Genomic DNA, 22,929 nt, shown 5'->3' on the forward strand with positions numbered 1-22,929 from the left:
GCGTCGGGGTCGAAGAAGTGCGCCACCAACCCGGCGGCACCGGCGGCACCGGCGGCATCGAGGCCTTCGGTTTCGTCTGCGATGATCTTCGCGTGCTGCCAGGACACCGCGCCCGCGGACAGGGCCTCAAACACGGGCGGCAGGGAGCAGATCCGGCGGGACTGGTCCACCAACGCGCCTGCTGCGGCGGAACTGATGGTCAGGATCCCCGCGATCTCCTCGACAACGGACACTCCGGCGTAGGTGCGGTCCTGGACCGAGACGCCCGGCGGGGTCATGGCCTTCTGGAACTCAACGGCATCGGCGGCGTCCTGGGCTTTGACCGCGGCAAGCTGCGCCTCCAGTCCGGACACGACCTCCAGCCGTTCCAGCCGGATCTCGTACCGCCGCTGCAACACATCCATGTCGGTGTGAACAGCGGCACCGTAGACCAGGCCGGCATCTTCCAGGAGCAGCGAATTGAGGGCAGCAACAGAGGCACGAACACCCTCTAACGCTGCTACCGTCCCGCTGCTGTTTCCCATACCGACATCATCCAACGACCCACTGACATTCAAACCGGAGCCATTGGCCGCCAAGGCCAACCGCAACCAACGGTGACCCAAACTCAAAAAGGCGCGTGCCGCCGTCGTACGCCTTCCCGCTGCGCAAATTCCTTCCCGCGGCGCCGAAAACGGCGCGCACGGGCTGGCCCCCGAATACAGCGCCACCAAAAACAGATAGTCAGCTTGCTTATTACTTTGCTCTTTCCTAGGCTGGAATGCGTCAGGCAATCAACTCTCGAGCGGGACCCCGCGCGCCTGAACGCCGCGTGGCCCCCTCCAGCGAGGAGGAACAATGTCAGAGCACAGCATCGCAGGCAAGAAGGTGGCATTCCTGCTGACTGACGGCGTGGAACAGGTAGAGCTCACCAGTCCCTGGCAGGCAGTGAAGGACGCCGGCGGCGAGCCCACCTTGGTGGCGCCGAAGAACGGCAAGCTGCAGGGATACAACGGCACGGAGAAGGGCGACACCTTCGACGTCGACCTCACCGTCGCTGAAGCAAACGCCTCCGACTTCGACGCGCTGGTACTTCCGGGTGGTGTGGTGAACGCTGACCACCTCCGCGTCGACAAGGACGCCCAGGCCTTCACCCGCAGCTTCTTCGAGCAGCACAAGCCGGTAGCGTCCATCTGCCATGGACCGTGGCTGCTCATCGAGGCCGGAGTCATCCGGGGCAGGAACGTCACGTCCTACTTCACGCTCGAAACCGACCTGAAGAACGCGGGCGCCAACTGGACGGACCAGGAAGTGGTGGTTGACCAGGGCCTGGTGACCAGCCGGAACCCTGATGACCTCCCGGCGTTCAACAGCAAGCTCGTGGAGGAAATCTCCGAAGGCCAGCATGCAGGGCAGACCGCCTAAAGCAAACCCCCAATGTTCCCTCAGGGGTAAAAAGAACCCATGCGGAGGAATTACTCCAACGGGTAGAGTGTTGCAATCTGCAGCGGCGCCGACCGCGCACCACTCTTAAACCACCCCTGAGGGAACACCCATGTCTACCGAAGTCTCTCCCAACGCCAGCGGACAGCCCGCTCCTGACCAAGGAATCGGCGAAGGAATCCGCCGAGGAACCCTGCCCGCCGCACCGGAGAAGATGTCCAGGGAGTCCGTAACCATCATCAGCACGCTGCTGGTGGCGACGTTTGTGGTGATCCTCAACGAGACCATCATGAATGTCGCATTGCAGCGGCTGATGGTGGACCTCCGGGTGGACGCACCCACCGTCCAGTGGCTGTCCACTGGATTCATGCTCACCATGGCCGTGGTCATCCCCACCACTGGATTCATCCTCCAGCGCCTCTCCACGAGGGCCGTTTTCATGCTTGCCATGGGCCTGTTCGCAGGTGGAACAACGCTTGCCGCGGTGGCCCCCGGGTTCGAGGTCCTGCTCCTGGCGCGCATCGTCCAGGCCGGCGGCACCGCGATTATGCTGCCGCTGCTGATGACCACCATCCTCACCCTGGTGCCGCTGGCCAAGCGCGGCGCCGTCATGGGAAACGTGAGTATTGCCATCTCGGTGGCGCCCGCCATGGGTCCCACCGTCTCCGGGCTGATCCTTGAGCATTTCACCTGGCGCTTCATGTTCGTCTTCGTCCTGCCCGTGGCCCTCGCCGCGCTGGCCATCGGCGCCAAGTACCTCACCAACGTGGGCGAGGTGGAGAAGGGCAAGCTCGACTTCCTGTCAGTGGTCCTTACCGTCCCCGCCTTCGGCGGCCTGGTGTACGGGCTGAGCCAGGTCGGCGGCGGGCACGGGGGCGAGTCAGGTCCCAACGCCGGCGCCATCGGAGCCCTGGTCGTCGGCGTCGCCGCCCTGGCGGTATTCGTCCTGCGTCAGGTCCGGCTGCAGAAGGCCGCCGCGCCGCTGCTGGATCTTCGGGCCTTCAACTTCCGGATGTTCACCGTCTCGGTCCTGCTGATGGTGGTGGCCATGATGGCGCTGTTCGGCGGGGTCATCCTGCTGCCGCTCTACCTGCAGGAAGTCCGTGGCCTTGGGTCGCTTGAGACCGGCCTTGCACTGCTCCCCGGCGGCCTGGCCATGGGCCTGCTGGGTCCTGTCATCGGCCGCGCCTTCGACAAAGTGGGCCCGTTCCCGCTCACCGTCACCGGTTCCATCCTGATGGTCGTGGCCCTTTGGCAATTTTCAATGCTCGACGCCGGCACTGCGGTTTGGTGGATCATCACCCTGCACGTGGGGCTGAGTTTCGGCCTGGCATTGCTGTTCACCCCCGCCTTTACCACCGGGCTGAACCCCCTGCCGCCGCACCTCTACTCCCATGGCTCGGCGATCATGAGCACCACGCAACAGGTGGCCGGCGCGGCCGGCACCGCACTGCTGGTCTCCATTTTCGCGGTGGTGAGCGCGGCGTCGGGACTCGTCGCCGGGATGAGCGCCGCCTTCATGACGGCAACCGTCATAGCCCTTGCCGCCGTCGTGCTTTCCGCGATGATGCGCAAGACCGAAGGTGCCGGCTCAGGACACGGCCCGGCCCACTGACCCCTGGCACCAGCCCAACTGACTCGCAGCAGTTGTCGTTTTGACGGCTCAAAACGACAACTACTGCCAGCTACATGGGTCAGCCGGCGAAGAAGTCGCTGAGTTCCTTGATCAGCTTGTCCGGGGCCTTGATGGCGCCGTCGTGGCCGAACCCGGGCAGGATGGTGTAGCTGGAGCCGGAGAGCACGTCGTGGATTTGCCCGCAGGCGATGCCGAAGTAGGCCGGGCTCTTTTCGCCGACCACGATCAGCGTCTCCAGCGGGAGTGCCTGGAACGGCTCGGCCGGCATGTCCGCGGCAATAATGGCCTTGATCTCGCGGACGCCGGTGCGCATCAGCTCGCGCTGTTGCTTTCCTTCGGTGGTGCCGGCCGTCAGCTTGTTGGCCAGCGTCAGCATGGAGAGCGGCATGCGGGAGGAGAAGGAGCCACCGGCTTCCAGGCCGCGCTGGATGACGGCGAGGGCGCGGTCATGGTCGCCGGCGGCGATGGCCCGCTCGTACTCCACGATCCAGTTGGCGGTGACGCTGCCATTCACGGAGACTGCGGGGTCGTAGACGGCCAGCCGCTCCACCGGCAGGGTCCGCGCGGCGTGCAGGGCAACCGCTCCGCCGAAGCTGTGGCCAAAGACGTCCGTGCTGGAGGTGTGCTTCATGACCGTGTCCAGGTCCCGGATGTCCACATCCAGCGTGTAATCCTCCGGCTGGGGCGACGACGAGCCGCGGCCGCGCCGGTTGAAGGTGTGCACGGGGCGGCCCAGGGCGGCGCTGAGCTTCTGGGCAAATTTGGTGTAGTCCGCGGCCGTCACCATCGAAGGCGGAACCACCACCACGCCCGAACCAGCTGAAGCCAGTTCCGCACCGGTGGAGAAGAGCTCCACAGTGCCGCCGTCGGGGGTCCTGATGTTCTCTCGCGTCATGTTCCGAGCCTAGCCGAGCAACTGGTTGCAGGCATCCCGGAACCTGTCTGGGGCCAGCCGGTCAGCCGCGGCGAACGGGGATAGCGTCAGGAGTGTCCGGGCGGGGCTTCCCGTCCGGACCTTCGTCCTTGAAGTACGCCGAGATGTCCGTCACCAGTTCCTTCACGGCCGCTGGAACGGAGCCGTGGAAGCACTTGGGGGAGAGCTGGTAGGTGCTGCGCGGCACTGCGGCGTGGAGGCGCTCCGCCGTCACCTTGTAATAGCGGGGGCTCTTCCCGCCAGCCATGAAGAGCGTACCGGCAGGCAGCACGCTGAAGTCCCGGGCGTGGTCCTTCTCGTCGTACGCCGCCCTCAGCTCTCCCACGCCGCTGGGCATGACCTGCCGGAACATCCTGTTGACCTTGGTCCGGGACAACACCGCCATCAAGCCGGCCAGGACCGGTTCCGGGATCCTGGCCATGGCCGAGCCCGGGCTGGTGGCCTTCTTCATGTGCGCCAGCGCGTGGCCCACCCTGCCGTTGTTCACGGCGTCCTCGAATCCGTCCAGCCATGCGGTGTCGATGCTGCCGTCAATGTTCACCGCCGCGTCGTACACGGCGAGCCTGTCAGGGACGAACCCGGTCCCGGTGAACTCCTGCACAGTGTTGAGGGCCACCGAACCGCCCAGGCTGTGGCCCAGGATATTCCGGGCGCCGGTGGCTTTGAGTACCGTCCGGACATCTTCGATCTCCGTGGCCATGGAGTAGTCCGCGGGCTGTTCAGAGGATTTGCCCCGGCCCCTGCGGTCGTAAACGTCCACCGCCCAGCCGTCGCCGAGGCCCTTCGCCAGCGCAATGGAGAACGGCCGGTAGATCAGGGCCGTGAGGAACGCGCCACCGATCAGCAGCACCCGCTTGTCGCCGGGCGCATCCTCGGCGCCATAGCTGTACAAAGCCAGCCTGCCGCCGTCGTGCGTTGGAAGTACCCGTTCTTTCACCCGCCCATCCTAGGGCGCAAGCCTGCGGGGAAGCTGAAAGTCCGGGCAGCCAATGCCCGGTAAACTTGATGATTGTGACTTCCCAAAACACCCCCGCGCCCAAGAATGCCCAAGAGCCCGTCGACGCCAGCGAGCAGATGCGGATCCGCATGGAAAAGCGCGCCAAACTTCTTGAGCGCGGCACGGAGGCGTACCCCGTGGGTGTGGAGCGCACGCACTCCCTCGCTGAAATCCGGGAAAAGTACGCCCATCTCGAGGCGGATGAAACCACCGGCGACATCGTGGGCGTCACCGGCCGCGTGGTCTTTGTCCGCAACACCGGAAAGCTCTGCTTCGCCACCCTGCAGGAAGGCGGCACCGACGGCAAGGGAACGCGCCTGCAGGCCATGCTGAGCCTGGCCAACGTGGGCGAGGAAGCGCTCGCCGACTGGAAGGCCCTGGTTGACCTGGGCGACCACGTCTTCATCAAGGGCGAGGTCATCTCCTCCCGCCGCGGCGAACTGTCCATCATGGCCGAGTCCTGGTCCATGGCCTCCAAGGCGCTGCGCCCGCTGCCCGTCCTGCACGCGGAACTGAACGAGGAAACCCGCGTCCGCCAGCGCTACGTTGACCTGATGGTCCGGGACGAGGCCCGCGAGATGGTCTACACCCGCGCCGCCATCACCCGCTCCATCCGCGAAACGCTGTTCCGGCACCGCTACGTGGAAGTGGAAACGCCCATCCTGAACCTGGTCCACGGCGGCGCCCTGGCGCGTCCGTTCGAGACCCACATGAACGCCTTCGACCAGAAGATGACCCTCCGCATCGCCACCGAGCTGTACCTCAAGCGCGCCGTGGTGGGCGGAATCGACCGCGTCTACGACATGGGCCGCGTGTTCCGCAACGAAGGCGTGGACTCCACCCACAGCCCCGAATTCACCACCCTTGAGTGCTACGAGGCCTGGGCGGACCAGTTCGTCATGGCCGAGCGGATCAAGGAAATCATCCTCGACGCCGCGGACGCCGTGGGTGCCGGACGCGTCCTGCAGACCGAGGCGGGGGAGATCAACCTCGACGGCGAGTGGACCTGGCTGGCCGTCTACCCCGGACTGTCCGACGCCGTTGGGCAGGAAATCACGCCGGACACGTCCGCTGAGGTGCTTAGGGAGCTTGCAGCCAAGCATGACGTCAAGGTGGACCCCAAGTGGGACGCCGAGAAGCTGGCAGTGGAGCTCTTCGGTGAAATCGTGGAGCCCACCCTCCTGAACCCCACCTTCGTCTACGACTACCCGCCCTCCGCGCAGCCGCTGGCCCGCCCGCACCGCGAGGACGGCCGCCTCATCGAAGCCTGGGACCTCATCATCGGCGGCATGGAGCGCGGCACCGCCTTCTCCGAACTGATCGACCCCGTCATCCAGCGCGAACGGCTCACCGAACAGTCCCTGCACGCCGCTGCCGGCGACGTCGAGGCCATGCAGCTTGACGAGGACTTCCTGCGCGCCCTCGAATACGGCGCTCCTCCCATGGGCGGCATCGGCCTGGGCATCGACCGGCTGGTGATGCTCTTCACCGGAGCCGGCATCCGCGAAACCATCCTGTTCCCACTGCTGAAGCCCGAAGGGCACTGACCATGGAATACGTAGCAGTCATTCTTCCCTCCCTCGTGGTGGGCCTGCTTTTCTGGTTCGCCATGAAAGCAATCTTCAACGCGGACAAGGCAGAGCGGCAGGCGGAAGCCCGCGCCCAGGCCGAAGCGGATTCCCTCCCGGTGCAGCCCACGGAGCAACCGGGTTCGGAATCCAAATAGATAAACCCCCCTGCTTTCCGGTTTTATCCCCAAGGAACCATTAGGCGCTTTGACGCGTTGCCAAGATAAGAGTCATACTTTTTTATGGGAAACATCCTGCTTTTCTGAAAACCGAACTTTCCAGCAAGAGGAAGACCTAAATGGCACAGAAAGTAAACATCATCCTCGTTGATGATCTGGATGGGGGATCCGCAGACGAGAATGTTAAGTTTGGCCTCGACGGGGTCAACTATGAGATTGACCTGTCGGCAGCCAATGCCGCTGAACTCCGGTCTTCATTGGAGAGGTTCACCACTGCCGCGCGCAAGGCATCCGGAGGCCGCGTACAGCGGACCAAGACGCCAACCGGGGGCCGCAGCCACGATTCAGCGCAAATCCGGCAATGGGCTCGGGATAACGGGTACACCGTTAACAGCCGCGGCCGAATTCAGGCCGAAATCCAGGAAGCCTACCAAAAGGCAAATTCCTAGGACTGCCTTTGGCTCCACCGAAACCCCGCTCCCGCCGCAAGGCGGGGCGGGGTTTTTCAATTCGCGGATATTGCTGCTATGGGGCGACGGGAGCTGTTGTCCATTTGACTCATTTGGGACGCTGCCGTGGCCTCTTGGCGCCCGGCAGTATTCGACGGGTTGCGGTGCCTTTGCCGGTGCCCGGGGCGGCTGCCGGTTCGCCTTGCTGGTCCCGTGTGCCGCGCTGCAACTGCCCGCGGCGGTTATTCCCGCAAGGGGCACGGTTTCCCCTGTGGCGAACACGCTCCACAACTCAGGGGCGGCCACGTAGCATCAAAGTACGTCGTAGCTAGGAGTGTGGCGAAATGTTTGAGCGATTTACGGACCGTGCCCGTCGCGTAGTTGTGCTTGCCCAAGAAGAGGCACGCATGCTGAACCACAATTACATCGGTACCGAACACATCCTCTTGGGTCTGATCCATGAGGGTGAGGGCGTTGCCGCCAAAGCTCTTGAGTCCTTGAGCATTTCGCTCGACGGCGTTCGCGAGCAGGTGCAGGAGATCATCGGGCAGGGCCAGCAGGCTCCCTCCGGTCACATCCCCTTCACCCCCCGTGCCAAGAAGGTACTGGAGCTCTCGCTGCGCGAAGCCCTCCAGCTGGGCCACAACTACATCGGCACGGAGCACATCCTGCTCGGGCTGATCCGCGAAGGTGAAGGTGTCGCTGCCCAGGTTCTGGTCAAGCTCGGCGCCGACCTCAACCGGGTCCGCCAGCAGGTCATCCAGCTCCTCTCCGGGTACCAGGGCAAGGAAACCACCGGCGCGGGCGTCGGCGGCGGGCAGCCCGAGGGCGCACCTGCCGGTTCCGTTGTCCTGGACCAGTTCGGCCGCAACCTGACCCAGGCTGCGCGCGAGAACAAGCTGGACCCGGTCATCGGCCGCGAGCAGGAAATGGAACGCGTCATGCAGGTCCTTTCCCGCCGCACCAAGAACAACCCGGTCCTCATCGGCGAGCCCGGCGTCGGCAAGACCGCCGTCGTCGAAGGCCTGGCCCAGGCGATCGTGCGGGGCGATGTCCCGGAAACCATCCGCGACAAGCAGCTGTACACCCTGGACCTCGGTTCCCTGGTGGCAGGCTCCCGCTACCGCGGTGACTTCGAGGAGCGCCTGAAGAAGGTCCTCAAGGAGATCCGCACCCGCGGCGACATCATCCTGTTCATCGACGAGATCCACACCTTGGTAGGTGCGGGTGCCGCCGAAGGCGCCATCGACGCAGCCTCGATCCTGAAGCCCATGCTGGCCCGCGGCGAGCTGCAGACCATCGGCGCCACCACCCTGGATGAGTACCGCAAGCACATCGAGAAGGACGCCGCCCTTGAGCGCCGCTTCCAGCCGATCCAGGTCAAGGAACCCTCCGTGGCGCACGCCATCGAAATCCTCAAGGGCCTGCGGGACCGGTACGAGGCACACCACCGCGTTACCATCACCGACGGCGCCCTGGCCTCCGCTGCCAGCCTGGCCGAACGCTACATCTCGGACCGCTTCCTGCCGGACAAGGCGATCGACCTGATCGACGAAGCCGGCGCCCGGCTGCGCATCCGCCGCATGACCGCTCCGCCGGAGCTCAAGGCCATGGACGAGCGCATCGCAAAGCTGAAGATGGAGAAGGAATCCGCCATCGACGCGCAGGACTTCGAAGGCGCCGCAGCGCTCCGCGACAAGGAGCAGAAGATGATCTCCGAGCGGTCGGAGAAGGAGCGGCACTGGAAGTCCGGTGGCATGGACGACATTTCCGAGGTGGATGAGGATCTCATCGCCGAGGTGCTGGCCAACTCCACCGGCATCCCCGTCTTCAAGCTGACCGAGGAAGAGTCCTCGCGCCTGCTCAAGATGGAAGACGAACTGCACAAGCGCGTGGTGGGCCAGAACGAGGCCATCAAGGCACTGTCGCAGGCCATCCGCCGCACCCGTGCCGGGCTCAAGGACCCCAAGCGTCCCGGTGGCTCGTTCATCTTCGCCGGCCCCACCGGCGTCGGCAAGACCGAACTCGCCAAGGCACTCGCGGAGTTCCTGTTCGGTGAAGAGGACGCCCTCATCACGCTGGACATGTCCGAGTACTCCGAGAAGCACACCGTTTCGCGGCTCTTCGGTGCCCCTCCGGGCTACGTGGGCTACGAAGAAGGTGGCCAGCTGACCGAGAAGGTCCGGCGCCGTCCGTTCTCCGTGGTCCTGTTCGACGAAGTGGAGAAGGCCCACGCGGACCTCTTCAACTCGCTGCTGCAGATCCTGGAAGACGGCCGCCTGACCGACTCCCAGGGCCGCGTGGTGGACTTCAAGAACACCGTGATCATCATGACCACCAACCTGGGTACCCGGGACATCTCCAAGAGCGTTGCCACCGGCTTCCAGTCCGGCACCGACACGCAGACCGGCTACAACCGCATGCGTGCCCGCGTCACGGAGGAACTCAAGCAGCACTTCCGCCCCGAGTTCCTGAACCGTGTTGACGACGTCGTGGTATTCCCGCAGCTCACCCAGGACGAGATCATCGAGATCGTGGACCTGTTCGTGACCCGCCTGGAGAAGCGCCTCAAGGACAAGGACATGGGCATCGAGCTGACCAAGGCCGCCAAGGTGCTCCTGGCAACCCGCGGCTACGATCCCGCCATGGGTGCCCGGCCGCTGCGCCGCACCATCCAGCGCGAGATCGAGGACCAGCTGTCCGAGAAGATCCTGTTCGGCGAGATCCACACCGGCGACATCGTCGTGGTGGATGTCGAAGGCGAAGGCGACGACGCGAAGTTCACCTTCGCCGGCAACGCCAAGCCCCGCATCCCGGAGATCGCCCCGAGCGTCTAAGCTCCACACCAGAAAGCCCTGCCACTCCGCAAAGGAGCGGCGGGGCTTTTTGCGTTCATCCACCTGCCCGCTTCTTCCGTGGTTGGGTCCGCTCCGGCACCAGCGCCATTTGCCGCTTGCTGCTCCTTCGTCGCTTTGACGCAAGCTACACAAATGACCCCGGCCCCTCCGCTTCACGCGAAGGCGCACCTCACGCGGGTGGCGGCGGTCAGGCATTTGTGTAGGCGCCGTCAAAGCGAGGAACGAGCAGGCGCCGGCAAATGGCTCGGCCGACGGCGCCAACCCGGCCCCGCACCCTCGACCCACGAAGCGACGGATGTGCCGTCGTCGTTCCGCCGGTAGTGAAGTGGTTGTGATGGGCGACACACCTCGGGTTGAATCAGGAGCATGGCTAACGAGAATCCGGCGATCCCGGACGAGCAACCAAGGACCCCTTTCCACGACCTCGACCACTACCTGTCCATCCCGCGGGTAAGCGGCCTGGCCCTCAGCCCGGACGGTGCCAGGCTGGTCACCACCGTCGCCACCCTGAACGGCAAGGGCACCGAGTTTGCCACCGCGTTGTGGGAGTTGGACCCGGCCGGGCAGAAACACGCCCGGCGCATCACCCGCAGCGCCAAGGGCGAGGCCGGGGCTGCTTTCGCCGCCAACGGCGACGTCTATTTCACCTCCGCGCGTCCCGACCCCGACAGCCCCGATGAAGAGCCGGTCAATGCGCTGTGGCTGCTGCCGGCCGACGGCGGGGAAGCCCGCGTTGTCCTGAGCCGGGCCGGAGGCATCAGCAGGGTGATGACGGCGAGGGGCGCCGATGCAGCATTCGTCACGGCGGAGGTCCTGGCAGGGTCCGCCGACGAGGAGGACGACGCGGAACGGCGCAAGTCCCGCAAGGACAGGAAGGTCTCCGCCATCCTGCACAGCGAATACCCGGTCCGCTACTGGGACGCCGACCTGGGCCCCGGCCAGCCGCGGATCTTCGCCGTGGAAGCCGGGGCGGACAAGGGGCCCGGCAAGCCCACAACCGTTGACGCCACTGTTCCCCTGGCACTGCGCAACCTGACGCCCGACGCCGGCCCGCGGCTCAGGGAGGCGGAGACAGTGGTCAGCCCGGACGGGAAGACCCTCTACAGCGGCTACACCAAACCCCTTGCCAAGGCGGACAGCCGCTCCATCCTGGTGGCGGTGGATGTGGCGTCCGGCAGCCTCAAGGTGCTGCTGGACCAGGAGGGAATGAGCTACTTCCCGGGTCCCGTCAGCCCGGATGGCCGCACGCTTGTGGTGGTCAGCGAGAGCGACTCCACCCCGCAACAGGCTCCAGAGATCAGGATGCACCTCCTGGACGTCTCCGGCGAGGCTGCCGGGGACACCGGACTGCAGCCCCTGGCCCACGACTGGGACCGCTGGCCCAAACCCGCGGCGTGGCTTCCGGACGGCTCCGGCATCCTGGTCACAGCGGACGACGACGGTGCATCGCCGGTTTTCCGGGTCAGCGTTCCGGCGGCTGCCGCTGAACTGGGCGTTACCCGGGTGACGCAGGACGCGGCGGCCTACACCGACGTCGTGATCTCGCCGGAGGGACGGTACGCCTATGCCCTGCGCAGCTCCTATGAATTCCCGGCGGAAGCCGTGCGGATCGACGTGGCCACGGGTGAAACCACCCGCCTGCCTGCGCCCGCCGAACGTCCGTCCTGCCCGGGCCGGCTGGAGCGGATCGCCGCCACGGCTCCGGATGGCTCCCGGGTGCCTGCCTACCTGGCCCTCCCCGACGGCGCCTCCGCGGACAAACCAGCGCCGCTGCTCCTCTGGATCCACGGCGGCCCCCTGGGGTCCTGGAATGCCTGGACCTGGCGCTGGAACCCGTGGCTCCTGACGGCAAAGGGCTACGCGGTGCTGCTGCCCGACCCGGCGCTGTCCACGGGTTACGGCCAGGCCTACATCCAGCGCGGCTGGGGCTCCTGGGGCAAGGCGCCGTTTACCGACCTCATGGCCATCACGGACGCGGCAGTGGAACGGCCCGACATCGATGGGACCCGGACCGCTGCGATGGGTGGCTCCTTCGGCGGGTACATGGCCAACTGGGTCGCGGGCAACACGGACCGGTTCAAGGCGGTGGTCACCCACGCCAGCCTTTGGGCGCTGGATCAGTTCGGACCCACCACGGATGCCTCGCAGTATTGGCTCAAGGAAATGACCGAAGAGATGGCGCTGGAGAATTCACCGCACCTGCATGCGGAGAAGATCAGTTCGCCCATGCTCGTGATCCATGGCGACAAGGACTACAGGGTGCCCATCGGCGAGGGCCTGCGGCTTTGGTACGAGCTGCTGTCCAAATCGCGGCTGGCGGCGGACCAGGACGGGCAAACCCCGCACAGGTTCCTGTACTTCCCCGACGAAAACCACTGGGTCCTCCAGCCGCAGCATGCAAAGGTCTGGTACCAGGTGGTGGAGTGGTTCCTGGCAAAGAACGTCCTGGGCCAGGACACCGAGTTGCCGACAGAACTGGGCCTGTAATTTCCCGCCAACAGGCGCAAGGCGTCGATCGCCGGGGAAGATTGCGAGGCGAAGGGGGCTGGGGCATTTACGTAGCGTGCGTCTAAGCGAGGGACGAGCGAGCACGCGGTAAATGCCGCAGTCCCCGAGCCGGAAGCCTTCGCCTCGTAGGATGGCTTTGTGACCGACTCCTTCCACATCCGCCCAGCCCGCACCAGCGACGTCCCCGCCATCAAGAAGCTGGTGGCGCCCCTGGCCGAGGAGCGCATCCTCATGGCGAAGGAGACGGTGGCGTACTACGAGAGCCTCCAGGAGTTCCGCATTGCCGAGTCCAGCGACGGCGAAATGATCGGCTGCGGTGCCCTGCACGTCATGTGGGAAGACCTCGCCGAAATCCGCACCCTCGCAGCCTCGGGGCAATGGCGCGGCAAGGGCGTGGGCCATGTCCTGGTGGAAAGTCTGCTGGAGGAGGCCCGGGCGCTCGGCGTGTCCCGGGTCTTCTGCCTTACCTTCGAGGTGGACTTCTTCAAGCGCCACGGCTTCGAGGTCATGGCGGACCAGTCGGCAGTGGATCCGGATGTGTATTCGGAGCTTCTGCGCTCGCACGACGAAGGTGTGGCCGAATTCCTGGACCTCGCGCGCGTCAAGCCGAACACCCTTGGGAACACCCGCATGATCCGCACCCTTTAGGGGCTCAGTCCGGAAGGGGATGGCACGCCCCTGTTGGCTTTATTCGAATTGATGGATAAACTTCTTGAGGCCGGGATGTGGGGGGCCTCAGGAAAGGGACAGTCATTGGGGGCTGTCCCTTTGCTGCGTCCGGGATCAGACGCAGTGGGAAGCGGCCGGAAAACCCGGGCCCCAGGAACCTACCGCCAGCTGCGATCCCGGTAGTAGGGTCGGAAACACATCCTTCAGGAGCACAGCCAGGAGCACCGCCATGAAGAAACTCATCAACGATCCCAAATCCGTTGTCCAGGAAGCTGTCCAGGGTTTTGGCCTGGCCCACGCCGGCCTGGTCACCGTCAGCGAAGACCCTATCTACGTCACGCGCAAGGACGCGCCGGTGGCCGGCAAGGTGGGGCTGGTTTCAGGCGGCGGCAGTGGCCACGAACCGCTGCACGCCGGCTACGTGGGGCGGGGCATGCTCGACGCTGCCGTGCCCGGGGCGGTGTTCACCTCACCTACGCCGGACCAGATCCTTCCCGCCACCCTCGCAGTCAACTCAGGTGCCGGCGTCGTGCATATCGTTAAGAACTACACCGGCGACGTCCTGAACTTCGAGACCGCCGCCGAGTTGGCCGAGGCGGAGGGCGTGAGCGTCCGCACCGTGCTGGTCAACGACGACGTTGCCGTGGAGGACTCGCTGTACACCGCCGGCCGCCGGGGGGTGGGCGGCACAGTGCTCGTGGAGAAAATCGCCGGCGCCGCTGCCGAGCGCGGAGATGACCTCGATACCGTGGCCGCCATCGGCGAACGGGTCAACGCCAATGTCAGGACCATGGGCGTTGCGCTTTCGGCCTGCACGGTGCCGCACGCAGGCACGCCAAGTTTCGACCTTGCCGAGGACGAGATCGAGATCGGCATCGGCATCCACGGCGAACCCGGCAGGCACCGGATCCCCATGGAAAACGCGGACAACATCACCAACCGCCTGCTGGAACCCGTCCTCGCCGATCTGAAGGTCGCGTCCGGTGACAAAGTGCTGCTGTTCGTCAACGGCATGGGCGGCACCCCGCTAAGCGAGCTCTACATCGTGTACCGGCGGGCGGTGCAGGTGCTGGCCGACGCAGGCGCCACGGTGGAACGCTCGCTGGTGGGCAACTACATCACCGCGCTGGAGATGCAGGGCTGTTCCATCTCGGTCCTCCGGCTCGATGACGAGCTCACGGAACTGTGGGACGCCCCCGTGCACACCCCCGCCCTGCGCTGGGGCGTGTAGCCGTGGTGCTGGATGCCAACTGGGCCGTCAAGTGGCTGACCCTGTGCGCGCAGGCCATGGCTGAACACCGCGTTGAACTCATCGAACTTGACCGCGCCATCGGCGACTCGGACCACGGCGAGAACATGGACCGCGGCTTCCAGGCGGTCCTTGCCAAGCTCGGCGAATCCACGCCCGAAACACCGGGGGCGGCGCTGAAGATGACCGCCATGACCCTGATGTCCAAGGTGGGCGGCGCTGCCGGCCCCCTTTACGGAACAGCGTTCCTTCGCGCCGCCACCGCGCTGGGTGATTCCGCCGAGATCGATCCCACCGCCTGGGCCAACGCCCTGGAGGCGGCCCGGGACGGCATCGTGGCGCGGGGCAAAGCGGAGTCCGGGGACAAGACCATGGTGGATGCATGGACGCCGGCAGTTGATGCTGCCCGGGCGGCAGCCGACGGCAGCGGCACGGACGTCCTCAGCGTCCTGGTGGCCGCCGCCGAGGCCGCCGAGGCGGGGGCTGTGTCCACCGACCCCATGGTGGCGCGGAAAGGCCGAGCCAGCTACCTTGGCGAACGCAGTGCAGGCCACCGGGACCCGGGAGCAGTGTCCAGCGCGCTGATCCTGCGCGCCGCCGTCGGGGCGGCTGCGTGACCGTCAGCATCGTTGTGGTGTCCCATAGCGAAAAAATTGCCGACGGCGCCGTGGAGCTTGCCGCCCAGATGGCACCTGACGTGATGATCCTGCCGGCAGGCGGCACCGACGACGGCAGGATCGGTACCAGCCTGGAAAAGGTGCTCGCCGCACTGGAAAAGGCGGGCGAACACGCCGGGGAACAGGCTGGCGGAGAATCTTCAGGGCAGGCCGGCGGGGATGGCACCGGGGTAACTGGCACGGTGATCCTCACGGACCTGGGATCAGCCGTGATGACCGCGGAATCGGCGCTCGAGTTCCTGGAAAGTCCGGCAGGCGTCCTGCTCGCAGACGCCCCGCTGGTGGAAGGCCTGGTGGCCGCGGCCGTCGCCGCGCAGGGGGGAGCGGACGTGCGCGCGGTCCTTAAGGCGGCCGAAGGCGTGCGGGGTCCGGCGCACGAACCGGAGCCGGGCGGGGCGGAAGCCGGACAAGAGCCTGTCAGCAGCGCCCCACCGGACTCCACTGGCGACTTCGAGTTGGTGAACCAGGCCGGCATGCATGCCCGGCCTGCTGCCAAAGTTGCAGGTGGCCTGGCCTCACTTGATGCTGAAGTCACCATCAACGGCGTGGATGGCGCGTCCATGACCGGGTTGATGACCCTGGGTGCCGGCAAGGGCACTGTGCTGCATGTGGAAGCGTGGGGCGTGGACGCGGAACGGGCGGTGGAGTACGTTGGCGGCCTGGTGGAGGCCGGCTTCGGCGAGCCCTGAGCTCCCTGGCCGTTCCTGGGAATAAGCTCGATGGCATGGAACGGCCGCTTGCAGACAACACCCAGGAGATCGAAGTGCTGGACGGCCAACTCTCCGTGGAGGAACTGCTGGCTGAACTGGGCTTCAACTGGAGCGCTGGACCGGTGGGCAGCGGCCCCGCGGCTGGAGCTTCCGAGGACGGAACCTTCACCCAGCCCGCGCTTTTCTAGCCCCGCGCCTTTTGGGACGCCGGCTGCTGGTGCAGCCCCTCGGCATCCAGGGTGAGTGATGCCGACAGGAACTTCCCGCACTGCTCACCGAACGGATACAGCGCCTGCGGGCGGAACTCCAGGGTGCGGGCAGGAAGCGCTGTGCCGTCAGGAACCGTCCCGGAAGCGGTCACCGTCATGGGTGATTCCGTCAGGGTCTCCAGCATCAGCGTCGCCACCTTGGTGCCGTCGGGAGAAGACGTAGCCGAACAGGCGCCCTCTTGCGTGCATCCTTGGTCAACGGAGGAGCTGCCGGGCCGCAGTTCGACGTCGGCCTCTTTGCAGGTGCCGTCCTGGCAGGCCCGCAGGTGGAGCGTACGCACATGCGAGGAATAGTCAGCGGTGACTGTCACTGTGACAGCGGTGGCTTGGGCAATTGCCGGGCAGGCGCTGCCGACGGGGCCGCAGGCGGAAATGAGCGTTGTGGCCACCACCAGTGCCACCACGAGTCCGGCCTTGTGCATGCCTTCAGGCTACGCGCCACCGTGACGGTCAGCCCATTGGGAAAATGCCGATGAACCAGAACGAAGCGACGGCGAAGACAGCGAAAAACGCGATCAGAAAGCCCATGGCCGTACGCGGCTCCGAGGACACCTGGAGCGATTCATTGGGGTTCACCGGGTTGTAGGCCACTTCGATCAGCGAACCCGGCACGGGCTGCTCCACGTCGGAGATTTCGGACTTGCCCATGAAGAGGGTGCCTCGCGGATCGGTGAACTGGTACGTGGGGAAGTAGCGCAGGTTCCGGCTGGAACCGCCCACGCCGCTGGTCCAGCCGGTTGCACTGCCGGTCACGGTTGCCTCCGCCTTGGGCCAGGACGCCATCTGTTGTTCCTGCCGCTTGGTCCGGCGCGACGCATGGAGCAGCGAAAATATCGCCGCGGCAACAAACAGCGCCCAGACGATGTACAGGATGGTCTTCATGGCTTCCCCCGGTTCCGGTCACCAAGAAGTATGCCATCCCGGGCCCGCCCGGCCGGTGGTCAGGCTGGGAGCCGGTAGCCGCCGTCGTGCATCTCTGCCAGCCCGTCCGCCAGCAGCCCCGCCAGCGCCCGCTCCAGCTGTTCCGGGGCGGAATCGAGCCGGTGCAGCGCGGCCAGCGGCACGCCGATTCCTTCCGGGGCAAAGCCAAGGTCAGCGGGTTCACGGTGGAACATGTCCGGCGGCACGGGCGATTCCGCCAGCCGGAGAACGGCCAGCACGGCGCCGCGGACCTGGCGGTCAGTGCCGTGCCACGCCTGTCCCTTGGGAACGTACGACGGCGGGGGCTCACCCGCCGCCAGCCACGCACAGGAGTCTTTGACCGGGCAGGCGGCGCACTTCGGCGCCCGGGCCGTGCACACCAAAGCCCCAAGCTCCATGACTGCAGCGTTCCAGCGCACGGAGGTTTCGTCGTCGTCCGGCAACAGGGCAGTGGCCAGGCGCATCTCCGCCGCGGTCAGCGCCGGGGCGGGAAGCGCGACGCCGGAAACCAGCCGGGCGTGCACCCTGCGGATGTTGGTGTCCACCACCGTTTCCCGGCGGCCGTACGCGAACGCTGCCACGGCGGCGGCGGTGTAGCTGCCCACCCCGGGAAGGGCCAGCAGCTCGGCGTAGGTGTCCGGGACCTTGCCGCCGTGGTCCTGCACGATCGCCGTTGCTGCGGCATGCAGCCGGAGGGCACGGCGGGGGTAGCCCAGCCGGCCCCACGAGCGGACGGCTTCCCCTGCCGGTTCGCCCGCGAGCCCGGCGGGGGTGGGCCAGCGCTTGAGCCACTCGTGCCAGACGGGGAGCACCCGGACCACCGGAGTTTGCTGCAGCATGATCTCGCTGACCAGTACGCCCCAAGGGGAGCAGGCGGGCTCGCGCCAGGGCAGGTCGCGGGCGATGCCGGCGAACCAGCCGTTGATGCGGTGGTGGAGCAGCTCGAGGCCGGAGGGGTCCGCCGGGGCGTGCTTTGCGGGGGAGGTTTGAGTGTCGATGCCAACACTGTAATGGATGGGTTCGGGCGGGCCGCAAACCGGGTTGTGACCAGAGCGATGCGGGCACGGCGGCGTGGTGGCAGGGCAGAAGCGGCGGCGTTCCATAGCCTAGGAGGATGGGCAGGCAAGGCGATTCACCAGCACGCGGCACGGCATCGGGTTCCAGCAGCGTCCGGAAACCGAGCGCCGCCGTGTACCGCCGCCGCCGGCTGGTTGCCGGCGGCGCGCTCCTGCTGGTGATCGTGCTGGTGGTCAGCGGTTTCGCGCTCGCCGGCGCCTTCCGGGGCGGTTCGCAGCAGGCATCCTCCACTGCAACTTCTTCCGATACTCCGTCGCCCGGCGCCGCAGCCACCCCGTCTGCCGCGGCCACCCCCTCTGCTTCCGCGTCGGCAACCCCGTCCGCCACGCCGTCGCCCAGTGCCCCGGCGACGCCCACCTGCAACCAGAACCTGGTGACCGTCTCGGCTGCCACGGACAAGCCCGCCTACGGCCCGGGGGAAAACCCGCTGCTCACGCTGAAGGTGACCAACGGCGGCACCGTCCCCTGTGAAGTCAACATTGGAACGTCGCAGATGGAGTTCCTGGTGACCAGCGGCTCCGACCGGATCTTCTCTTCGAAGGACTGCCAGGCGTCGAGCGAGGACCTGTTGAAGGTGATCGCGCCCGGTGCCAGCGAAACCGCCAACTTCCCGTGGAGCCGGAACCGCAGCGCCGATGGCTGCAAGGCCGTGGCTGCGGCCCCGGGCGGCGGCGGGGCGTACTACATCTTCACTGCAAAGCTGGGTTCCCGGGCCAGCCCCAAGGCCGTCTTCCAGCTGAACTGAGCTGCTGCTTCATCGATTGCTGTCTAACTGTCGTTTTCAGGCTCCGTAACGACAACTACGGAGCAATCGATGGGTGTTATCCCGGGGAGTCTAGAGGAAGCGGTCCAGGAGGCTTGCCTCGGCCATCCGGCTGAGGCCCTCGCGGACGGTGCGGGCGCGCTGGTCGCCGATGCCGTCAACGGTCATGAGGTCATCAATGGTGGCGGCCATCAGGAACTGCAGGCCCCCGAAATGGTCCACCAGGCGGTCTGCCACGGCCTTGGGGACTGCCTTGAGGCCGGACAGCAGCCGGTAGCCGCGGGGCTGGACCACTGCGTCGAGATTGGCTTCGCCGCCCGCAAACCCCACAATCGCGGAGATCTTGCCAAGGTCGATCAGTTCCGTGGGGCCCAGGCTGACCAGTTCATGGACGGCCTTGTCGATGTCGTCCGCGGACGCGTTGGGGCTGGCGTAGTCGCGGATGATCACGTCGCTGCCGGGGCCCCTGCCCACGGTGAGCTCGTCGAGCTGCAGGGAGAGGAGCCGTCCGTCCTCGCCCAGTTCCAGCACATACTGGGAGATTTCCTCGGAAATGCGGCGGACCATTTCCTGCCGCTGGAGGGTCACGGCGACGTCCCGCACCGTCACCATCGCCTCGATTTCCAGGGCCGACAGCGAACTGGTGACCTGGTCCAGCCGTGCACGGTACCGCTCCAGGGTGGCGAGCGCCTGGTTGGCGCGGGCGAGGACGTTTTCGGAACCCTCCAGGACATGCCGGAGACCATTGACGTAAAGGGCGATGATTTGCATGGACTGGCTCACGGAAATGACCGGCACCCCGGTCTGTTTGGCCACCCGTTCCGCCGTGCGGTGGCGCGTACCTGACTCCTGGGTTTCGATGCTTGAGTCCGGGACCAGCTGGACGGCCGCGCGCAGGATGTTGCCCGCATCCTTGTCGCAGATGATGGCGCCGTCCATCTTGGCCAGTTCCCGCAGCCGGGTGGGCGAGAACTCGATGCCGATATCGAATCCGCCGGAGCAGATGGAATCGATGGTGCGGTCGGAGCCCAGGACGATCAGTGCGCCGGTGCGCCCCCGGAGGATCCGTTCGAGGCCGTCGCGAAGTGGAGTTCCGGGTGCAACCCTGCCCAGAGTGGCCCTCAGCGATTCTTCGGGGCTCCGCGCCATAGGTTTTTCCCTTCAAAGGTGCGGACCGCCGCCCGCAGGAATGCCGGCATCTGCAGGTGGCCGGCAGGATCAAGAAAGTGCTCTGATTCCCGCAAGCTCAATGATAGGGGCAAGAAGCCCAAGTTCCGCACGGGCAAGCCCCAAAGTGCCCCATTAGGGGGTGTCCGGACAGGCCGGAAAAATACACCTCGGGCATCATGCGGGGGAGGCACTTTCACTCATTGTGGCGCCGGTCCGGGGTGGCCGCTGAGGAAGTGCCGCCCAGGGGCGTGACCTTTTTGGTGCTGCTGTCCCACAGCCGTGCTGCCGTACAGCGGCCCTCGATACGCAGGTCCAGCAGGTCCATGGCCGTCCCGAGCTGATGGCCGGGGATGCGGCGGGAGATCGTCACGTGCGGCGTCCAGGCTCCCGGCAGCGTCACCGGCAAGGCGCCCACGAGGCCTTGGTGCAGGTGCCGGTGCAGGTCCAGCAGGGGAATGGTCAACAGGACCGACCGGGCCAGCACATACTTGCCGGCGCCTGCGGGAAATATGATGGCGCCGGAAAACGCGACATCCATCGGCAGTTGCTGCCAAGGCCCTTCCTGTCCGGCCTGCAGGTCCACGCCTGCGGCAAGCGTGATGTGCGGGCTGTTGCTCGGGGAAGCATGCGCTGCCAGGCTCGGGAGGCCGGCGGCCTCGAGCCGCACCCAGTCGGCCCTGATGAGGGCGTAGGTGAGATGGTCAAAGACCAGTTCGATGCTGCGCATGAACACATCATGCCGTTACCCACGGCGCCTACCGCCAAGGGCTATGGTGCGCGCCGGGAAAGCTGGGCCGCGGCGCCGGAGTCCTCAGCACCTGCGCTCCCTGAGCATCCGTTCCAGATCCCTGCTGACTTTCGAAAGGGACGCGGCCCGGAGCGCCCTGTGCTCTGCCGCTGTCTGAATCCCACGCTTCCGGGATGTTCCGGAAGGAAAGGGCGGCGTCGGTGCCTGGGTTGGCTTGCCAAGGCCCGCTTCCGCGTTCGTGAGCACGTTCGCTGCCAAGTTGGTAGCCAGCGGATCAAAGAAAAGGTTGCCGGAGAAAGTGGCGCCATGCATCATGCGCCCAAGCTAACCGTCCGGCATTTCGCGGCTTTGAACGTTCGGTTTCGCCCGCGTTAAGCACGGCCCGTGCCGGTTTGCTGCCCTGCGATAAACTTGTATTTTGGCCGTTTGCCAATCACATTCCCCGCCCTCGAGTCGCAGCGCAGTACCCGAAAGGCCCCTGGGCAGCCACAACCGCAGCGAAGGTAACACCGTGTCCCAAGATGTCCTGACCCCCGCCCGGATCTCCGGTATCCACAAAGAGGCCGGCCGCCGCAGGACCTTTGCAGTCATCTCACACCCGGACGCCGGCAAGTCCACGCTCACCGAGGCCCTGGCCCTGCATGCCAAGGTCATTGGCACCGCCGGCGCTTCCAGCGGCAAGGCGAACCGCAAGGAAACCGTCTCCGACTGGATGCAGATGGAAAAAGACCGCGGCATCTCCATCAGCTCGGCGGCGCTTCAGTTCTCCTACCGGGACACGGTCATCAACCTCCTGGACACCCCCGGCCACGCCGACTTCTCCGAGGACACCTACCGGGTGCTCGCCGCCGTCGACTGCGCCGTAATGCTGGTGGATGCCGCCAAGGGCCTGGAAACCCAGACCATGAAGCTCTTCGAGGTCTGCAAGCAGCGCAACCTGCCCATCATCACCGTCATCAACAAGTGGGACCGGCCCGGCCTGGACGCCCTGGCGCTGATGGACGAGATCACCGAACGAACCGGTCTGCAGCCCATGCCGCTGACCTGGGCCGTGGGCATCTCGGGCGACTTCCGCGGCGTCTGGGACCTCCGCAACGACCGCTTCGCCAGGTTCCAGCGCAACAACGCGGGCGCCCAGATCGCCATCACCGAGTACTTCACCCCTGAGGAAGCCGCGGAAAGCCAGGGCAGCAACTGGTCCGACGCCGTGGACGAGGCCGGACTGGTGATCGAGTCCAACCTGGAGTTCGACGTCGACGCCTTCCATGCCGGAAAGGCCACCCCCATCCTGTTCAGCTCCGCCGCCCTGAACTTCGGCGTCAAGGAAATCCTGGACGCCCTGGTGGATTTCGCGCCGCCGGCATCCCCGCGCCCTGACGTGGACGGCACCCCACGCCCGGTCGAGTCGCCGTTCTCCGGCTTCGTGTTCAAGGTGCAGGCCGGCATGAACAAGGCCCACCGCGACCACGTGGCCTTCATCCGCGTCTGCTCAGGGGTCTTCGAGCGCGGCATGGTGGTCACCCAGACCCGGACCGGCAAGTCCTTCGCCACCAAGTACGCCCAGCAGGTGTTCGGCCGGGAACGCGAAGTCATCGACGAGGCGTATCCCGGTGACGTGGTGGGCCTGGTGAACGCCTCGTCCCTGCGCGTGGGCGACAGCCTCTTCCTCGAGGACGCCGTGGAATACCCGGCCATCCCGCTGTTTGCCCCCGAGCACTTCCAGGTGGCCCGGTCCAAGGACCCCAGCAAGTTCAAGCAGTTCCGCCGAGGCATCGAGCAGCTCGAACACGAGGGCGTCATCCAGGTGCTCCGCTCCGACGTCCGCGGCGACCAGGCGCCGGTGCTTGCCGCCGTCGGGCCCATGCAGTTCGAAGTGGTGGAGGACCGCATGGCCCACGATTTCAGCGCCCCCATGCGCCTGGAACGCCTGCCCTACTCGCTGGCGAGGATTTCGACGGCGGATGCCATGCCCGCGCTGGCCAACGTGCCGGGCGCGGAGGTGCTTTTGCGGTCCGACGGCGAGTACCTCGCCTTGTTCAACGACGTCTGGGCGCTGCGACGGATCGAAAAGAACCACCCGGACCTGACCCTCGTGCCCATCGGCACGCACAACCCGGCTAAGTAA

Annotated in this window: 21 protein-coding genes and 1 pseudogene; 14 read left to right on the plus strand and 8 right to left on the minus strand. The window is 66.1% G+C overall.

Going from position 1 to position 22,929, the window contains the following annotated elements:
* Positions 1–524, minus strand: a pseudogene (locus ACR65J_RS17370) (HNH endonuclease signature motif containing protein); the annotation flags it as partial.
* 313 nt (positions 525–837) lie between these two features.
* Between ACR65J_RS17370 and ACR65J_RS17375 the strand changes: the two are divergent.
* Together ACR65J_RS17375 and ACR65J_RS17380 are read left to right on the plus strand one after the other, a co-directional pair.
* Positions 838–1,404 (plus strand): type 1 glutamine amidotransferase domain-containing protein, encoded by a 567-nt coding sequence (locus ACR65J_RS17375; protein ID WP_440171406.1) that lies wholly within the window; start codon positions 838–840, stop codon positions 1,402–1,404.
* 130 nt (positions 1,405–1,534) lie between these two features.
* Positions 1,535–3,037 (plus strand): DHA2 family efflux MFS transporter permease subunit, encoded by a 1,503-nt coding sequence (locus tag ACR65J_RS17380; RefSeq protein WP_440171408.1) that lies wholly within the window; start codon positions 1,535–1,537, stop codon positions 3,035–3,037.
* Positions 3,038–3,116: 79 nt separating this feature from the next.
* On the opposite strand, the gene ACR65J_RS17385 is transcribed toward ACR65J_RS17380, so the two are convergent.
* Both ACR65J_RS17385 and ACR65J_RS17390 read right to left on the minus strand, forming a co-directional pair.
* A complete protein-coding gene (locus tag ACR65J_RS17385; protein WP_440171410.1) occupies positions 3,117–3,953 on the minus strand; it encodes an alpha/beta fold hydrolase in 837 nt (278 codons plus the stop codon).
* A gap of 61 nt (positions 3,954–4,014) precedes the next feature.
* On the minus strand, positions 4,015–4,929 hold the full coding sequence (locus ACR65J_RS17390; RefSeq protein WP_440171412.1) for an alpha/beta fold hydrolase: 915 nt from the start codon (positions 4,927–4,929) through the stop codon (positions 4,015–4,017).
* Positions 4,930–4,997: 68 nt separating this feature from the next.
* On the opposite strand from ACR65J_RS17390, the gene lysS reads away from it, so the two are divergent.
* The 10 genes from lysS to ACR65J_RS17440 all read left to right on the plus strand — a co-directional run bounded on the left by lysS (position 4,998) and on the right by ACR65J_RS17440 (position 16,044).
* Entirely contained in the window at positions 4,998–6,536 is a 1,539-nt protein-coding gene (lysS, locus tag ACR65J_RS17395) for a lysine--tRNA ligase (protein ID WP_440171414.1), read from the plus strand.
* Positions 6,537–6,538: 2 nt separating this feature from the next.
* Entirely contained in the window at positions 6,539–6,715 is a 177-nt protein-coding gene (locus tag ACR65J_RS17400) for a hypothetical protein (RefSeq protein WP_307492758.1), read from the plus strand.
* Between the two features lie 140 nt (positions 6,716–6,855).
* Entirely contained in the window at positions 6,856–7,185 is a 330-nt protein-coding gene (locus tag ACR65J_RS17405; RefSeq protein ID WP_440171416.1) for a histone-like nucleoid-structuring protein Lsr2, read from the plus strand.
* Positions 7,186–7,529: 344 nt separating this feature from the next.
* A complete protein-coding gene (locus tag ACR65J_RS17410) occupies positions 7,530–10,022 on the plus strand; it encodes an ATP-dependent Clp protease ATP-binding subunit (RefSeq protein ID WP_440171418.1) in 2,493 nt (830 codons plus the stop codon).
* A gap of 387 nt (positions 10,023–10,409) precedes the next feature.
* Positions 10,410–12,530 carry a S9 family peptidase gene (locus ACR65J_RS17415; protein WP_440171420.1) on the plus strand — a complete coding sequence of 707 codons (2,121 nt, stop codon included), beginning with the start codon at positions 10,410–10,412 and terminating at the stop codon, positions 12,528–12,530.
* Positions 12,531–12,689: 159 nt separating this feature from the next.
* On the plus strand, positions 12,690–13,199 hold the full coding sequence (locus ACR65J_RS17420) for an amino-acid N-acetyltransferase (RefSeq protein WP_440171422.1): 510 nt from the start codon (positions 12,690–12,692) through the stop codon (positions 13,197–13,199).
* Positions 13,200–13,449: 250 nt separating this feature from the next.
* On the plus strand, positions 13,450–14,451 hold the full coding sequence (gene dhaK, locus ACR65J_RS17425; RefSeq protein WP_440171424.1) for a dihydroxyacetone kinase subunit DhaK: 1,002 nt from the start codon (positions 13,450–13,452) through the stop codon (positions 14,449–14,451).
* Between the two features lie 2 nt (positions 14,452–14,453).
* Positions 14,454–15,086 (plus strand): dihydroxyacetone kinase subunit DhaL, encoded by a 633-nt coding sequence (gene dhaL / locus ACR65J_RS17430; protein WP_440171426.1) that lies wholly within the window; start codon positions 14,454–14,456, stop codon positions 15,084–15,086.
* The gene (locus ACR65J_RS17435) at positions 15,083–15,835 is read left to right on the plus strand and encodes a PTS sugar transporter subunit IIA domain-containing protein (RefSeq protein WP_440171428.1); all 753 of its coding nucleotides are present in this window, start codon (positions 15,083–15,085) and stop codon (positions 15,833–15,835) included. The genes dhaL and ACR65J_RS17435 overlap by 4 nt, the downstream gene beginning before the upstream one ends.
* Before the next feature lie 35 nt (positions 15,836–15,870).
* Positions 15,871–16,044: a hypothetical protein gene (locus ACR65J_RS17440; protein WP_440171429.1), complete on the plus strand. Its 174-nt coding sequence runs from the start codon at positions 15,871–15,873 to the stop codon at positions 16,042–16,044.
* Here ACR65J_RS17440 and ACR65J_RS17445 read toward each other — a convergent pair.
* Genes ACR65J_RS17445 through ACR65J_RS17455 form a run of 3 tightly spaced genes read right to left on the minus strand, consistent with a single transcriptional unit; the run spans position 16,041 to position 17,987 of the window.
* Positions 16,041–16,547 carry a hypothetical protein gene (locus ACR65J_RS17445; protein ID WP_440171431.1) on the minus strand — a complete coding sequence of 169 codons (507 nt, stop codon included), beginning with the start codon at positions 16,545–16,547 and terminating at the stop codon, positions 16,041–16,043. The genes ACR65J_RS17440 and ACR65J_RS17445 overlap by 4 nt on opposite strands.
* A gap of 28 nt (positions 16,548–16,575) precedes the next feature.
* Positions 16,576–17,007 (minus strand): DUF3592 domain-containing protein, encoded by a 432-nt coding sequence (locus tag ACR65J_RS17450; RefSeq protein WP_440171433.1) that lies wholly within the window; start codon positions 17,005–17,007, stop codon positions 16,576–16,578.
* A 59-nt stretch (positions 17,008–17,066) separates the two neighbouring features.
* Positions 17,067–17,987, minus strand: coding sequence for an iron-sulfur binding domain-containing protein (locus ACR65J_RS17455; RefSeq protein ID WP_440171592.1), 921 nt, complete (start codon positions 17,985–17,987; stop codon positions 17,067–17,069).
* A gap of 173 nt (positions 17,988–18,160) precedes the next feature.
* Between ACR65J_RS17455 and ACR65J_RS17460 the strand changes: the two genes are divergently transcribed.
* Positions 18,161–18,868 (plus strand): hypothetical protein, encoded by a 708-nt coding sequence (locus ACR65J_RS17460; RefSeq protein WP_440171434.1) that lies wholly within the window; start codon positions 18,161–18,163, stop codon positions 18,866–18,868.
* A 90-nt stretch (positions 18,869–18,958) separates the two neighbouring features.
* Here ACR65J_RS17460 and disA read toward each other — a convergent pair whose 3' ends face one another.
* A complete protein-coding gene (disA, locus tag ACR65J_RS17465) occupies positions 18,959–20,035 on the minus strand; it encodes a DNA integrity scanning diadenylate cyclase DisA (protein WP_440171435.1) in 1,077 nt (358 codons plus the stop codon).
* Between the two features lie 214 nt (positions 20,036–20,249).
* Complete coding sequence (locus ACR65J_RS17470) at positions 20,250–20,783, minus strand: 2'-5' RNA ligase family protein (RefSeq protein ID WP_440171436.1); 534 nt, start codon at positions 20,781–20,783, stop codon at positions 20,250–20,252.
* A gap of 532 nt (positions 20,784–21,315) precedes the next feature.
* Between ACR65J_RS17470 and ACR65J_RS17475 the strand changes: the two genes are divergently transcribed.
* Positions 21,316–22,929, plus strand: a complete 1,614-nt coding sequence (locus ACR65J_RS17475; RefSeq protein ID WP_440171438.1) for a peptide chain release factor 3 — start codon at positions 21,316–21,318, stop codon at positions 22,927–22,929.

This window comes from Arthrobacter sp. SAFR-044, from assembly GCF_059414985.1.